14 protein-coding genes are annotated in these 14,903 nt (G+C 42.7%); all 14 read left to right on the top strand.

Going from position 1 to position 14,903, the window contains the following annotated elements:
• Window positions 1-88: 88 nt before the first annotated feature.
• The 14 genes from bcbE (at window position 89) to spoVS (ending at window position 14,721) form a co-directional block, all read left to right on the top strand.
• Window positions 89-1,297, top strand: a complete 1,209-nt coding sequence (bcbE, locus tag LJF29_RS19530; RefSeq protein WP_229150195.1) for a bacillibactin exporter BcbE — start codon at window positions 89-91, stop codon at window positions 1,295-1,297.
• A 255-nt stretch (window positions 1,298-1,552) separates the two neighbouring features.
• Window positions 1,553-2,830, top strand: a complete 1,278-nt coding sequence (yfmF, locus tag LJF29_RS19525; protein WP_229150186.1) for an EF-P 5-aminopentanol modification-associated protein YfmF — start codon at window positions 1,553-1,555, stop codon at window positions 2,828-2,830.
• The gene (gene yfmH / locus LJF29_RS19520; RefSeq protein WP_229150185.1) at window positions 2,827-4,113 is read left to right on the top strand and encodes an EF-P 5-aminopentanol modification-associated protein YfmH; all 1,287 of its coding nucleotides are present in this window, start codon (window positions 2,827-2,829) and stop codon (window positions 4,111-4,113) included. Before yfmF ends, yfmH begins: the two co-directional genes overlap by 4 nt.
• A 52-nt stretch (window positions 4,114-4,165) precedes the next feature.
• The gene (ymfI, locus tag LJF29_RS19515; protein WP_168747868.1) at window positions 4,166-4,894 is read left to right on the top strand and encodes an elongation factor P 5-aminopentanone reductase; all 729 of its coding nucleotides are present in this window, start codon (window positions 4,166-4,168) and stop codon (window positions 4,892-4,894) included.
• 79 nt (window positions 4,895-4,973) lie between these two features.
• On the top strand, window positions 4,974-5,231 hold the full coding sequence (locus tag LJF29_RS19510) for a DUF3243 domain-containing protein (protein ID WP_029441274.1): 258 nt from the start codon (window positions 4,974-4,976) through the stop codon (window positions 5,229-5,231).
• 129 nt (window positions 5,232-5,360) lie between these two features.
• Window positions 5,361-6,152, top strand: a complete 792-nt coding sequence (locus LJF29_RS19505; RefSeq protein WP_024121452.1) for a DUF3388 domain-containing protein — start codon at window positions 5,361-5,363, stop codon at window positions 6,150-6,152.
• Window positions 6,153-6,170: 18 nt separating this feature from the next.
• Window positions 6,171-7,085: a cell shape determination protein RodZ gene (gene rodZ / locus LJF29_RS19500; protein ID WP_029441275.1), complete on the top strand. Its 915-nt coding sequence runs from the start codon at window positions 6,171-6,173 to the stop codon at window positions 7,083-7,085.
• 49 nt (window positions 7,086-7,134) lie between these two features.
• Window positions 7,135-7,716 (top strand): CDP-diacylglycerol--glycerol-3-phosphate 3-phosphatidyltransferase, encoded by a 582-nt coding sequence (gene pgsA / locus LJF29_RS19495; protein ID WP_010334305.1) that lies wholly within the window; start codon window positions 7,135-7,137, stop codon window positions 7,714-7,716.
• A gap of 18 nt (window positions 7,717-7,734) precedes the next feature.
• Window positions 7,735-8,985, top strand: coding sequence for a competence/damage-inducible protein A (locus LJF29_RS19490; RefSeq protein ID WP_229150184.1), 1,251 nt, complete (start codon window positions 7,735-7,737; stop codon window positions 8,983-8,985).
• Window positions 8,986-9,157: 172 nt separating this feature from the next.
• Entirely contained in the window at window positions 9,158-10,204 is a 1,047-nt protein-coding gene (gene recA / locus LJF29_RS19485) for a recombinase RecA (protein WP_010334307.1), read from the top strand.
• 173 nt (window positions 10,205-10,377) lie between these two features.
• Entirely contained in the window at window positions 10,378-11,556 is a 1,179-nt protein-coding gene (locus tag LJF29_RS19480) for a serine hydrolase domain-containing protein (RefSeq protein ID WP_229150183.1), read from the top strand.
• A gap of 286 nt (window positions 11,557-11,842) precedes the next feature.
• The gene (rny, locus tag LJF29_RS19475; protein WP_010334309.1) at window positions 11,843-13,405 is read left to right on the top strand and encodes a ribonuclease Y; all 1,563 of its coding nucleotides are present in this window, start codon (window positions 11,843-11,845) and stop codon (window positions 13,403-13,405) included.
• A 61-nt stretch (window positions 13,406-13,466) separates the two neighbouring features.
• Window positions 13,467-14,261 (top strand): 2',3'-cyclic-nucleotide 2'-phosphodiesterase, encoded by a 795-nt coding sequence (ymdB, locus tag LJF29_RS19470; RefSeq protein WP_029441277.1) that lies wholly within the window; start codon window positions 13,467-13,469, stop codon window positions 14,259-14,261.
• Window positions 14,262-14,460: 199 nt separating this feature from the next.
• On the top strand, window positions 14,461-14,721 hold the full coding sequence (spoVS, locus tag LJF29_RS19465; protein WP_003154135.1) for a stage V sporulation protein SpoVS: 261 nt from the start codon (window positions 14,461-14,463) through the stop codon (window positions 14,719-14,721).
• The last annotated feature ends 182 nt before the right edge of the window (window positions 14,722-14,903 follow it).

Here is a 14,903-nt window from a genome sequence, read left to right as displayed (position 1 = left end):
TTTCTTTGTACATACTTTCAATGCGGTTAACGCAAGATATAAAGGATGACAAAGTGAATGGGTGAAAATGTTGAAAGAAAAAATAGGAATGAAAAATATTATTGCTCTGGCTTCCGTACCGCTTGTTATGACATTAGGGAACTCCATGCTGATTCCCGTGCTTCCGATGATGGAGAAAAAGCTGTCGGTCAATTCATTTCAAGTATCATTAATTATCACTGTATATTCGGTGGTAGCGATCATTTGCATTCCGATCGCGGGGTACCTGTCGGATAGATTTGGCAGAAAAAAAGTGCTGCTCCCATGCCTTCTTATTGCGGGAATAGGGGGAGCTGTGGCTGCTTTTGCTTCGACATATATAGACAATCCTTATGCTATGATCTTGGCTGGACGGGTTCTTCAAGGCATCGGATCAGCAGGGGCAGCACCCATCGTCATGCCGTTTATCGGCGATCTGTTTAAGGGAGATGATGAAAAGGTCAGTGCCGGTCTTGGCGATATTGAAACCGCTAACACCTCGGGGAAAGTGCTGAGTCCCATACTGGGCGCTTTACTTGCATCCTGGTACTGGTTCGTCCCGTTTTGGTTTATTCCGTTTTTCTGTTTGATCAGCTTTTTGCTTGTATTGTTTTTGGTGGAGAAGCCTGAAGAAGATGAGGATGCACCTACAATTTCAGAGTTCCTCAAGAATGTGCGGAAAATCTTTAAACAGGATGGACGCTGGCTCTACACAGTTTTTATTATTGGATGCGTCATTATGTTTTTATTATTTGGCGTATTATTTTACTTATCAGATACGCTAGAGAATAAATATACAATTGACGGAGTGGCCAAAGGCGGGCTGCTGGCGATACCTCTTTTATTCCTGTCCAGCAGTTCTTTTATAGCGGGTAAAAAGATCGGCAAAGATAAGGGAAGAATGAAATTTTGCGTCGTTACAGGGATGATTATGTTAAGCCTGTCTTTTATCGGCTTGTGGTGGAACCACAGTTTTTATTTTTTGTTTATCTTTTTAAGTTTTGGGGGAATTGGAATCGGAATGGCGCTTCCTGCTTTAGATGCGCTGATAACGGAAGGGATTGAAAGTGAGGAATGCGGAACAATTTCTTCATTTTACAATAGTATGCGCTTTATTGGAGTAGCTCTCGGGCCGCCTGTGTTTGCGGCATTGATGTCTAATGCAAGCTGGCTTATCTTCATTCTCTCTGCGTTTTGCGGGATTATTTCTTTATTTCTGGTGCTCTTTAATGTAGATGCTAAAAAAAGTGAAGAAGAAAAAAACTTAGGGACGGTTTGACAAACCGTCTTTTTTTGCTGAGAAAAATCGGCAGAAAACTTGTGTAAGACAAGTAATTGATTCGCATTTCGTAAAAGCATGAAGAGGCAACAAGGATCATGACAGCATAAACAGCGGAAGAACAATTAATACGCAAGAGGTTATTGTTTCCTTATAAATCCTACAGTTGCTATAATTACATGAAAGAGTGTTTCTGCGAATGCTGAAATTTGGTCATAATACATACTAATAAGAAATGAACGAAGGAGGTTTCACATGTCATATGTCAATGAAGTCAAAACAAAGCACGGCGGTTTAACCGCACATATTGTAGAAACAGAAAAATTTAAAACCGTCTCGCTTATCTTTAAAATGCTGGCGCCCTTAACAAAGGAGCAAGTTACGAAAAGAGCGCTGTTCCCGCATGTGCTGCTTCGCGGAACAGAAAGCCGTCCGAAAACTGCAGATTTACGTTCTTATCTGGATGAACTGTACGGCACGTCTGTTTCGGCTGATCTCTCGAAAAAAGGTGAACAGCATGTGATTACATTCAGACTTGAAATTCCGAATGAAAAATATTTAAAAGATCAGACGCCTCTCCTTGAAAAAGGGCTCCAGCTTCTCGCAGAAATCGTCTTTTCACCTGCTTTAGAAGCAGGCGTTTTTCAATCGCAATATGTGGATCAAGAAAAACGAACGCTGAAGCAGAGAATTCAAGCGGTTTATGATGATAAAATGCGTTACTCTAATCTAAGGCTTATACAGGAAATGTGTAAAAATGAACCTTACTCGCTGCACGTTAATGGAGAGATCGACGATGTTGATGCCATTACGGCCGATCAATTATATGAAACATACCGAAACGCGATCCAAAAAGACCAGCTTGATCTATATGTCGTCGGCGATGTTGACAGGAAACAAGTGCAAGCTGCTATTGATCAATATTTTCACACAGAGGAACGCGCTCTGGAAACATTTGTGAACAACCATTCTGAACAACCTGAGCCTAAAGAAGTCATTGATGAAGAAGACGTCAAACAAGGCAAGCTGAATATTGGCTATCGGACCAATATTACTTTTACGGATCAGGATTATTCAGCTTTACAAGTTTTTAACGGAATGTTCGGCGGCTTTTCTCATTCCAAGCTTTTCATTAATGTTCGGGAAAAAGCCAGTCTCGCTTATTACGCAGCCTCCCGTATCGATAGCTTTAAAGGCTTATTAATGGTGATGTCAGGAATAGAAGTAAAAAACTACAAACAAGCCGTTTCTATTATTGCCGAGCAATTTCAGGCTATGAAAAACGGGGAGTTCAGTGAGGAAGACATCTCTCAGACGAAAGCCATGATTCGGAATCAGGTGCTGGAAACCATTGATACTGCGTATGGTTTATCTGAATTTTTATATCAGCAGGCCGCTGCCCAAGTCGATATTCCGATCGAAGATTTCCTTGCCAATATTGAGCGGGTGACAAAAGAGGATATCATTAAAGTCGGCGAAAAAATTCAGCTTGATACGACTTACTTCTTAAAAGGGACGGAGGGTGCATCTTGATAAAACCAATCGAATTTGAACAGCTTCAGGAGACGCTGTATCATGAAAAAATGTCAAACGGCCTAGACGTATACGTTTTGCCGAAAAAAGGCTTCAACAAGACGTATGCGGTATTCACAACAAAGTACGGGTCTATCGATAATCAGTTTGTCCCTCTTGGAAAAGACGAGATGGTTCATGTCCCCGACGGGATTGCCCATTTTCTTGAACATAAGCTGTTTGAAAAAGCTGATGGAGATGTTTTTCAAGATTTCAGCAAACAGGGCGCCTCTGCCAATGCGTTTACGTCATTTACAAGAACGGCTTATCTTTTCTCGAGCACGTCAAACGTGGAACGCAATTTGGAAACACTGATTGATTTTGTGCAGGACCCTTATTTTACAGAAAAAACAGTAGAAAAGGAAAAAGGGATTATCGGCCAGGAAATTAACATGTATGATGATAATCCTGACTGGAGGCTGTACTTCGGGGTGATTGAAAACATGTACAAAGATCATCCTGTCAAAATTGATATAGCCGGAACGGTAGAAAGTATATCCCATATCACTAAGGACCTTCTTTATGAATGTTATGAGACGTTTTACCATCCGAGCAACATGCTCCTCTTTATAGTCGGCCCTGTTGATCCTGAAGCGATCATTTCTCAGGTAAGAGAAAATCAGGGAAGAAAACCGTATACAGACCAGCCGGAAATTAAACGGGAAGAAGTAAAAGAGCAAGAAGCTGTTTTCCGGAAAGAAAAAGAAATTAAAATGAATGTTCAGGGACCGAAATGTCTCGTCGGACTGAAATCAAAGCATCCGTATAAATTAGGGAAAGAGCTGCTCAAGCATGAACTTGCAATGAACCTATTGCTGGAATCTTTGTTCGGCAAAAGCTCTGCCCAATATGAATCCCTTTATGAAAAAGGGTATATAGATGAAACGTTCAGCTTTGATTTTACGGCTGAATATGGGTTTGGTTTTGCGGCCATCGGTGGGGACACGCCTGAACCGGATAAATTGGCTGAAGACATTTCAAGCAATCTGCTTCGTGCCGGTGAAATCATCACCGCTGAGAAGATTGAACTTGCCAGAAAGAAAAAAATCGGGTCATTTTTAAAGGCATTAAACTCACCTGAATACATCGCTAACCAATTCACTCGCTATGCATTTTTGGAGATGAGCCTGTTTGATATCGTAACTGTTCTTGAGCAGATCACCCTTGAGGATGTGCAGCAAATCATACAAGAGGAAATTGCTGAGGACAGACTGACTGTCTGCAAAGTGGTTCCTAAATCTTAACATGCATCCCTCCAATGTGAGGGGTGTTTTTCTGCGGAAAGAAGGAAAGAGGATGAAAAAAACAGCATTAGTCACCGGGGCGAGCGGCGGTATTGGCAAAAGCATAAGTGAATCGCTTGCAGCAGAGGGGTATGATCTGCTTTTGCACTACAATCAGAATGAAGACGCGGCAGCAGAGCTTGCTGAAAAACTGAAACGGGCGTTTGGCATAGATGCTGATATTTTGCAAGGAGATCTCTCCACTCCCACTGGCGCTGATGAACTAACAAAAGCAATTGTTCAGCCGGTGGATGCGATCGTTTTAAACAGCGGCAGAAGCCATTTCGGGCTGATTACTGATGTAGATAATGCTACGGTACAGGAAATGGTTCAGCTGCATGTGGCAAGTCCTTACATGCTGACGAGAAACCTTCTTCCAGGCATGATTCGGAACAAAACGGGAGCGATTGTGGCAGTCAGCTCTATTTGGGGAGAGACTGGCGCATCGTGTGAGGTGCTGTACAGCATGGCAAAGGGAGCACAGCACTCGTTTGTAAAAGGACTGGCTAAGGAGCTGGCTCCAAGCGGTATCAGGGTCAACGCAGTAGCGCCGGGTGCTGTAGATACAAACATGATGAATCAATTCAGTCCGGATGAATTGGAAGAGATCGCTGATGAGATCCCGATCGGCCGGCTTGCACAGCCAAAAGAAATTGCCGAGGCGGTAGCATTTCTCCTGTCTGAAAAAGCTTCCTATATTACTGGACAGATTCTGTCTGTTAACGGGGGCTGGCACTGTTGATGCAAAATAAAATGTGTATAGTTTCTTTTAAGAAGGACAAAATAATTTTGTAACTTCACATGAAATGGAGGAAACTCACATGTCAGTATTAGAAAACTGGGATAGTTGGAAGAATTTCCTTGGTGATCGTTTGAACTATGCGCAAGATAAAGGCATGAGTCAGGACACCATCACTGACCTTGCTACAGAAATCGGCGGTTACCTGGCTAATGAAGTGGATTCTAAGAACGAGCAGGAAAAAGTGCTGGCAGATCTTTGGAGCGTAGCATCTAAAGAAGAACAGCATGCCATTGCCAATATGATGGTTAAGCTTGTTGAAAATAACAGCACTCATTAAGAAGAGAGGAGATTCTTCCTCTCTTTTTTATGTTTTCCTCATCACAGCAACATTCTTCTTTCTAATTAGAGAAAAATGCTTTATGATAAAGGAAGGTAAAAATTTGCCACAATGAAGGGGGTATATCATTTGGCAAAGCTCGAATGGTATTTTGAATATGAAATTCAAGTGAACCGTCCCGGACTGCTCGGGGATATTTCATCTCTTCTCGGGATGCTTTCTATTAACATCGTAACGATAAACGGCGTCGATCTTTCCAGAAGGGGAATGCTGCTCAGGTGCCGCCATATAGATCAAATTAAACGATTAGAATCAATCTTAAAAACGATGGAAACAATTAAAGTAACGAAGCTGAGGGAACCAAGGCTTCGCGACCGTCTCGCCGTGCGACACGGCCGGTACATCCAGAGGGATGCCGATGATAAGAAAACATTCCGCTTTGAACGGGACGAGCTGGGCCTATTAGTCGATTTTATGGCCGAACTGTTCAAAAAAGAAGGCCACAAATTAATCGGAATCCGGGGAATGCCGCGCGTCGGGAAAACGGAGTCAATTGTAGCTTCCAGCGTATGCGCCAGCAAAAGGTGGCTGTTTGTGTCATCTACCTTGCTGAAACAAACAATCAGAAGCCAGCTGATTGCCGATGAATACAGTACTGAAAATGTCTTTATCATTGACGGGATTGTGTCGACAAGAAGAGGGTCTGAACGCCATCTGCAGCTGGTGAGGGAAATCATGAGGCTGCCTGCTACAAAAGTGGTGGAGCATCCGGACATATTCGTTCAAAATACAGAGTATACACTAGATGACTTTGATTATATTATTGAACTGAGAAATGATCCTGATGAGGTTATTACATATGAACATGCTGAAGAACCCCAAATGTTTGATCAATCCGGGTTTTCAAGCTTTGATTTTTAAAATTGGAAGGTGTTTGTTGTGACTGAACTAGGAATCCGGCTGAAAGAAGCCAGAGAGGAAAAAGCAATGTCATTGGATGATCTCCAAGCGGCAACTAAGATTCAAAAAAGGTATTTAACCGCCTTGGAGGAAGGAAATTATGACATTATTCCGGGTAAGTTTTATGTCCGGGCTTTCATCAAACAATATGCGGAAGCCGTCGGGCTTGATGCTGACCAATTGTTTGAAGAGTATAAAAAAGATATCCCGAATACGTATCATGACGATGTGTCTGAAAAAATCTCCGGCATGAATATGCAGAAGGAAATGCCAAAGCCTGCTTCTAAGGCGCTGGAATTGCTGCCTACAATACTTGTGATTCTCGGCGTGATTGTCGTGATTGCCATTGTTTACGCTATAATTCAGTTTGCGAATCATAAAAACGATGATAATAGCAACGCGGCATCAGAAAAATCAATCACGAAAAGTGAAAGCAAGTATGAGATCCCTAAGGATTCGACGCTGAAAGAGAATCAAACCAACAGCTCTGCAAAAGAGACAGACACAAAAAAAGAAACGAAAGACAAAGAAGATAAAAAAGAAGACAGTGACAGTAACAAACTAGAGATGAAAGCAACTGGCACTGAAGGATCTGTAACAACGTATGAAGTGTCCGGCGCCGATAAAATCGAGCTAGAGCTGAAGGCTTCAGACAGCTCTTGGATTCGAGTGCGCGATGAAAACAGCAGCTCTCTCAAAGAGGGTACACTGAAAAAAGACGAAACGTATAAAAAAGACATAACTGATCAGAAACAAGTTGAAATCCGCACAGGATATGCACCTAACCTGAAAATAAAAGTCAACGGTGAGGTTCTGACGTATAAACTTGATCCTAAAGAAGTGATGGCACAAACAATAAAGATTGTAAATAAAAAGGAAGAAAAGTCATCTTAATCACCAGATGACTTTTCTTCACGTCCGAGTATGAAACTGGAGGGGCTTTATGTTTAACTTACCGAATAAAATCACACTAGCAAGAATTGCATTAATCCCGATCTTCATGATTATCATGCTGGCGCCGTTTGACTGGGGCAGACTCGAATTTGGAGACGAATCCATTCCGGTCACACACTTAGCGGGCGCTATTTTGTTTATTATTGCATCGACGACAGATTGGATAGATGGTTATTATGCCCGCAAACTGAACCTTGTTACAAACTTTGGGAAATTTCTCGATCCGCTTGCGGACAAACTTCTCGTATCGGCAGCGTTAATTATCCTTGTGCAATTTGATCTTGCTCCCGCTTGGATGGTCATTGTGATTATCAGCCGGGAGTTTGCCGTAACAGGTTTAAGGCTTGTATTAGCCGGAACGGGAGAAGTAGTAGCTGCGAATATGCTTGGTAAAATTAAAACATGGGCTCAAATTATCGCAGTATCTGCATTGCTTCTTCACAATCTTCCGTTTGAGCTTGTGTCATTTCCGTTCGCTGACCTGGCGTTATGGGTAGCCGTATTCTTTACCGTTGTATCTGGGTGGGACTATTTCGCTAAAAACTGGGAAGCGCTAAAAACATCTAACTAAGAAAGAAGGACATATGTGATGGAATTTCCAAAAAAAGCAGAAATTATTGCAGTAGGTTCAGAGCTCTTGCTTGGTCAGATTGCCAATACAAATGCTCAATTTATCAGCAAACAGCTGGCAGAAATCGGAGTGAACGTATTCTACCATACAGCAGTCGGTGATAATCCGGAGCGGCTGAAGCAGGTCATCCGCATTGCTGAAGAGCGCTCTGATTTAATTATTTTTTCAGGAGGGCTCGGACCGACAAAAGATGATTTAACAAAAGAAACGATAGCTAATGTGCTGGGACGCCCGCTCGTTTTAAATGATGAGGCGTTTCAATCCATTGAGGATTATTTCAAACGAACAAAACGCACGATGTCACCTAATAACCGAAAACAAGCGCTTGTCATCGAAGGATCTGACGTACTGGCAAATCACTTTGGAATGGCGCCGGGAATGCTTACAGAGCATGATTCACGCTTTTATATGCTTCTTCCCGGACCGCCGAGTGAATTGCGTCCGATGTTTGAAAATGAGGCTAAACCGCTTCTTCTTAAAAAGATGGGCTCAAATGAAAAAATTGTGTCAACGGTTCTTCGCTTCTTCGGTATCGGCGAATCTCAGCTAGAAGCTGATTTAGAAGATATCATTGATGCACAGACGAACCCGACGATTGCTCCATTGGCAGCGGATGGAGAGGTGACGCTGCGCCTGACAGCGAAACATGCTGATGAAAAAGAAACAGAGCGTTTGTTAAAAGAAACAGAAGCCGTTATTTTAGAACGTGTCGGTGAATTTTTCTATGGCTACGACGATACATCGCTTGTGAAAGAGCTATCTAAAGCATGTAAGGAAAAAGGCATCACGCTTTCTGCCGCAGAAAGCTTTACCGGCGGGCTGTTTTCTGAATGGCTGACAGACCTTAGCGGCGCTTCAGCGTTGTTTTCCGGCGGCGTCGTTTGCTATTCAAACGAAGTGAAGCAAAATGTGCTCGGCGTCAAAAAGGAAACATTGGACCGTTTCGGCGCAGTCAGCGAGCAATGCGCATCTGAGCTCGCAAAGGGTGTTCAGCAGCTCACTGGAAGCGATATTGGCATTAGCTTTACCGGTGTTGCCGGCCCTGATACTCAAGAAGGCCATGCACCTGGACATGTGTTTATTGGTATTTCTGCAGATGGAAAAGAAGAGGTTCACGAGTTTCACTTTGCGGGCTCCAGAACAGGAATTAGAAAACGTGCTGCTAAATATGGCTGCCATTTAATTTTAAAACTGTTAGAGCAAAAATAATGTTTTCAGCACACTATCCTCCTCAAAAAACATGATTTCTCCGGCTTATTATGATATTTTGGTAGAAATCAGGCCAAGAAAAAATCCGAATATGCGTTCGCTTTTTTCTTGGCAAATCCCTTCAAACAGGGTATAGTATATGTAGTGGTAACATAAAGGAGGAAAAAATAGAATGAGTGATCGTCAGGCAGCCTTAGATATGGCTCTTAAACAAATAGAAAAGCAGTTCGGCAAAGGTTCCATTATGAAACTGGGAGAAAAGACAGATACAAGAATTTCTACTGTTCCAAGCGGCTCCCTCGCTCTTGATACGGCACTGGGAATAGGCGGGTATCCCCGCGGACGGATTATTGAAGTATACGGTCCTGAAAGCTCAGGTAAAACAACTGTGGCGCTCCATGCCATTGCTGAGGTTCAGCAGCAGGGAGGACAAGCTGCGTTTATCGATGCGGAGCATGCGCTAGACCCGGTATACGCACAAAAACTCGGTGTCAATATCGAAGAGCTTTTACTGTCTCAGCCTGATACAGGCGAGCAGGCGCTTGAAATTGCAGAAGCATTGGTTCGAAGCGGTGCAGTTGACATCGTCGTTGTCGACTCTGTAGCGGCGCTCGTTCCGAAAGCGGAAATTGAAGGCGACATGGGAGATTCACATGTCGGTTTGCAGGCGCGTTTAATGTCTCAAGCGCTTCGTAAGCTTTCAGGGGCAATCAACAAATCGAAGACAATCGCGATTTTCATTAACCAAATTCGTGAAAAAGTCGGCGTTATGTTCGGAAACCCGGAAACGACTCCTGGCGGCCGTGCGCTGAAATTCTACTCTTCCGTTCGTCTTGAAGTACGCCGTGCTGAACAGCTGAAACAAGGCAACGACGTTATGGGGAATAAAACGAGAATCAAAGTCGTGAAAAACAAAGTAGCTCCTCCGTTCCGTACAGCTGAGGTTGATATTATGTACGGAGAAGGTATCTCGAAAGAAGGCGAAATCATTGATCTCGGAACTGAACTTGATATCGTGCAAAAAAGCGGTTCATGGTACTCTTATGAAGAAGAGCGTCTTGGCCAAGGCCGTGAAAATGCCAAACAATTCTTAAAAGAAAATAAAGATATCATGCTGATGATTCAGGAGCAAATTCGTGAACATTACGGCTTAGATAATAACGGAGTAGTACAGCAGCAGGCGGAAGAGACACAGGAAGAACTCGAATTTGAAGAATAAAAATAAAATGAATTTGAAATAATAAAAAAGGCAGAGTGCAAACTCTGCCTTTTTTTCTTTTGTATTTTCTGCAAAATAATGATAAATAAATTGGTTCATTTGACAACTTTTATAGTAGTTCATACGTCTAACAAAACGTGTGCATTTGAAATTAGATTGGGAGGATAAAATGGATGACAAGCCCCACTCGCAGAAGAACTGCGACGCGCAGACGCAGAAAACTAAATAAAAGAGGCAAATTTTTGTTTGGTATGTTGGCCGCAATCATTTGTTTCGCGATTTGGAATGCCGTTCATCGAGAGGATGAAGAAGCCGAACCATCTCAAGAAGCTGCAGCGGTTTCTGATACCGGTCAGAAGCAAGCTGATCAGAAGAAAAACAAAGCCAAAAAAACAGAGGAACAAATCAAAACAGTGGACCGCAATCCAAAAATCAGCAGTTATTTAAAAGAGATTGGCTTCAGCGGGACAGCCATGATCGTCAGAAACGGAGAAGTCGAATTAAATAAAGGTTTTGGCTATGCGGACCGCAAGCATCACATAAAAAATAATCCTGCGACAACTTTTTATATCGGATCATCACAAAAAGCGCTAATAGCAACCGCTATTCTGCAGCTTGAGGAAAAAGGAAAACTCCAGACAAGTGATCCGGTCAGCACGTATTTACCCCATTTTCCCAACGGAAAGAATATTACATTAAAGAATCTGCTTACTCATACATCGGGAATAAACGGACATGTTGAAGGGAATGGCGCGATCACTCCTGATGACTTAATAAAAGACATCGAACAGCAAGGAATCAAACGTCAGCCTGGAATGTGGGACTATCAGGATTCTAACTATTCAGTTCTCGCTTATCTTGTTGCTGAAGTGAGCGGCGAGTCTTATGAACAATACATAAAGAATCATATTTTTAAGCCGGCGGGGATGACGCATTCGGGTTTTTACAAGACATATGATAAGCAGCCTTATCCAGCTGTCGGCTATAAGCTGGAAGGCAGCAGAGCCATTACACCGTATATGCTCGATTTATCTCAGATGTATGGAGCAGGCGATATATATATGAGTGCTACAGATATGTACAAATTTGACAAAGCGTTGATAGACGGCAAGCTTTACTCACAAGAAAGCTATGAAAAAATGTTCACACCAGGGAGCAGTTCCACATACGGAATGGGGTTTTATGTTGCTCCCGGGAGCTACTCAAACCACGGAGTCATGCCTGGCTTTAACGTATTGAACAGCTTCAGCAAATCCGGACAAACCGTTGTTGTTTTGTTGTCAAACATTCAAAATAACGCTAAACTTGGACAAGTGAACAATAAAATATACCAGCTTCTAAATCAGGAGTAATTTACGATCTGTTTTTTTAAAAGATAGGCGGATTCATGTTCGGCACGGTAAATGGGGGCGGCTCGGCAAACGTTAAGCTGGCAAGCTTGACAAGTATTTCCGACACAATTACAATGAAGTTGTAACATTTGTTTTTTTAACATGATTGTTAAACCATTTAAACTTGACAAGGGCGATGAAACTTTCATTCCCTGTGAAGGTTCTGTATGTTGAGAAAACTAGACAATGTACATGCCGACACTTATTTTGAGCAACAACCAAGTTCATAGCAAGAGGAGGTGAAAGTATGACCCCAATTATGATGGTTCTCATCTCCATTTTGCTGATTCTACTCGGTTTAGTTGTTGGCTACTATGTTCGTAAAACCATTGCCGAAGCGAAAATTGCAGGCGCACGCGGTGCAGCCGAGCAAATTCTTGAAGATGCAAAGCGTGATGCTGAAGCACTGAAAAAAGAAGCTCTGCTTGAAGCAAAGGATGAAATCCACAAACTTCGAATAGATGCTGAACAAGAAGTTCGTGAAAGACGAAATGAGCTTCAAAAACAAGAAAACCGTTTACTCCAAAAGGAGGAAAACCTTGATCGCAAACATGAGGGAATTGATAAACGGGAAGCGATGTTGGAGAAGAAAGATCATTCTCTGAATGAACGACAACAACATATTGAAGAGATGGAAAGCAAAGTGGATGAGATGATTCGTATGCAACAGTCAGAGTTGGAACGAATTTCGAGTCTGACTCGTGACGAAGCGAAACAAATCATTCTTGACCGGGTTGAAAACGAGCTTTCACATGACATCGCCATCATGACAAAAGAAACTGAGAACCGTGCGAAAGAAGAGGCTGATAAAAAAGCGAAAAACATTCTTTCACTCGCCTTACAGCGCTGCGCAGCGGATCACGTTGCCGAAACAACGGTATCAGTTGTCAATCTTCCAAATGATGAGATGAAAGGACGTATCATCGGCCGGGAAGGGCGTAACATTCGTACGCTTGAAACGCTGACAGGTATTGACCTGATTATCGATGATACCCCTGAAGCTGTTATTCTGTCCGGATTTGATCCGATCAGACGTGAAACAGCAAGGATTGCTCTTGATAAACTCGTTCAGGATGGCCGTATTCATCCGGCACGGATTGAAGAAATGGTTGAAAAATCTCGCCGCGAGGTCGATGACTACATTCGTGAGATGGGTGAGCAAACGACATTTGAGGTTGGCGTTCACGGCCTCCACCCAGATCTGATCAAGATTCTCGGCCGCTTAAAGTTCCGTACAAGCTACGGTCAAAATGTGCTTAAGCATTCCATGGAAGTCGCATTCTTGGCCGGGCTGATGGCATCGGAGCTTGGAGAAGATGCAAAGCTTGCGAAACGGGCGGGACTCCTTCATGACATCGGAAAAGCAATTGACCATGAAGTAGAAGGAAGCCACGTTGAAATCGGAGTCGAGCTTGCGACTAAATATAAAGAGCACCCAGTCGTAATTAACAGTATTGCATCACACCATGGGGACGAGGAGCCGACTTCCATTATCGCTGTGCTGGTAGCTGCAGCAGATGCGCTTTCCGCTGCAAGACCTGGCGCGAGAAGTGAGACGCTCGAGAACTACATTCGAAGACTTGAAAAGCTCGAAGAAATTTCTGAGTCCTACGAAGGTGTTGAAAAATCATTTGCGATTCAGGCTGGACGTGAAGTGCGTATTATGGTGAAGCCGGATTCAATAAATGATCTTGAAGCCCATCGCCTGGCGCGAGATATCCGCAAACGAATTGAGGACGAGCTCGATTATCCAGGTCATATTAAAGTGACAGTCATTAGAGAAACTCGAGCCGTAGAGTATGCAAAATAAAGTGATGCGCTAAGCATCACTTTATTTTTTTGACGGCTGAGGAATAGAAAGGATTTACAAAATGAGAATTTTATTTATCGGAGATGTTGTCGGGTCACCGGGCCGCGACATGGTAAAAGAGTATGTGCCCAAGCTGAAATCAAAATACAAGCCGCATTTTACCATTATAAATGGCGAAAATGCCGCACATGGAAAAGGCTTAACAGAAAAAATCTATCACAGTTTAATACAGTCTGGCGCGGATGCGATCACGATGGGAAACCATACATGGGACAAAAAAGAAATTTTCGATTTTATCGACGATGTCCCGAACTTAGTCCGTCCCGCAAACTTTCCGGAGGGCACACCGGGGAAAGGAATCACATATGTGAAAGCAAACGGTAAAGAACTTGCCGTTATGAACTTACAAGGCCGTACGTTTTTACCGCCGCTCGATGATCCGTTTTTAAAAGCGGATGAATTAATTGCCGAAGCTGCTAAAAGAACACCGTACATTTTTATCGACTTCCATGCTGAAGCGACAAGTGAAAAGCTCGCACTCGGCTGGTACACGGATGGACGGGCATCTGCTGTAGTAGGAACTCACACTCATGTGCAAACAGCGGATAACCGCATTTTGCCGAAGGGCACGGCATATATTACGGATGTAGGAATGACCGGTCCATATGACGGTATACTGGGGATGGACAGAGAAACGATTATCAAGCGTTTCAAAACAAACCTTCCTGTGCGCTTTACTGTCGCTGAAGGAAAAACAACCCTAAGCGGAGTGGTCATCGATATAGATGATCAAACGAAAAAGGCCGTTAAAATCGAACGTATTTTAATCAATGATGATCACATGTTCTTTGAATAATTAATCACATGGTTATTTTATAAAAATATTAAAAAGAAAAGCAGGAATATAGCAACTCCTTAGTGAATATAGTAAAAATGGAAGGTAGCCCGCTATTTTTGAAAAGCATTGTGGGGATGGCTTTTTGGATAGCAACATCTAATAATGATTGTTCTAATGAACACTCACTTATCCATTGTAAAACTAAGGGGGAGCAGAAATGGAAATCTTAAAAGTTTCAGCAAAATCGAGTCCAAATTCAGTGGCAGGTGCGCTTGCAGGTGTATTAAGAGAGCGCGGGGCCGCCGAGATTCAAGCAATTGGAGCGGGTGCTTTAAATCAAGCTGTTAAAGCTGTGGCAATTGCCAGAGGATTTGTGGCGCCGAGCGGGGTTGATTTGATTTGTATTCCAGCTTTTACTGATATTCAGATCGATGGTGAAGAAAGAACAGCGATTAAATTAATTGTGGAGCCTCGCTAAGAAAAATAAAGTATTCACAACCTGTTTGCATCATGCAAGCAGGTTGTTTTTCGTTTATTGTGATATTTTCTCTCAATAGTATTTTGATAATATAAATGAACCATATGTCACGTGTAAAAAGCATTCCCGTTTTTTTTGAAAAAAAATTCAGCCCATTTTTCAAGACGGATACTTTTGTCTTT

The organism is Bacillus sp. LBG-1-113 (genome assembly GCF_020708615.1).
In the GTDB taxonomy this organism is placed as follows: Bacteria; Bacillota; Bacilli; order Bacillales; family Bacillaceae; genus Bacillus; species Bacillus mojavensis.
This window is presented reverse-complemented; position numbering and strand designations above follow the sequence as displayed.

Coding starts and splice junctions, on each gene's coding strand:
- bcbE (WP_229150195.1), top strand. CDS start 89: ATGAAAAATATTATTGCTCTGGCTTCCGTACCGCTTGTTATGACATTA.
- ymdB (WP_029441277.1), top strand. CDS start 13,467: ATGAGAATTTTATTTATCGGAGATGTTGTCGGGTCACCGGGCCGCGAC.
- pgsA (WP_010334305.1), top strand. CDS start 7,135: ATGTTTAACTTACCGAATAAAATCACACTAGCAAGAATTGCATTAATC.
- spoVS (WP_003154135.1), top strand. CDS start 14,461: ATGGAAATCTTAAAAGTTTCAGCAAAATCGAGTCCAAATTCAGTGGCA.
- LJF29_RS19510 (WP_029441274.1), top strand. CDS start 4,974: ATGTCAGTATTAGAAAACTGGGATAGTTGGAAGAATTTCCTTGGTGAT.
- LJF29_RS19480 (WP_229150183.1), top strand. CDS start 10,378: ATGACAAGCCCCACTCGCAGAAGAACTGCGACGCGCAGACGCAGAAAA.
- ymfI (WP_168747868.1), top strand. CDS start 4,166: ATGAAAAAAACAGCATTAGTCACCGGGGCGAGCGGCGGTATTGGCAAA.
- yfmF (WP_229150186.1), top strand. CDS start 1,553: ATGTCATATGTCAATGAAGTCAAAACAAAGCACGGCGGTTTAACCGCA.
- recA (WP_010334307.1), top strand. CDS start 9,158: ATGAGTGATCGTCAGGCAGCCTTAGATATGGCTCTTAAACAAATAGAA.
- LJF29_RS19490 (WP_229150184.1), top strand. CDS start 7,735: ATGGAATTTCCAAAAAAAGCAGAAATTATTGCAGTAGGTTCAGAGCTC.
- rny (WP_010334309.1), top strand. CDS start 11,843: ATGACCCCAATTATGATGGTTCTCATCTCCATTTTGCTGATTCTACTC.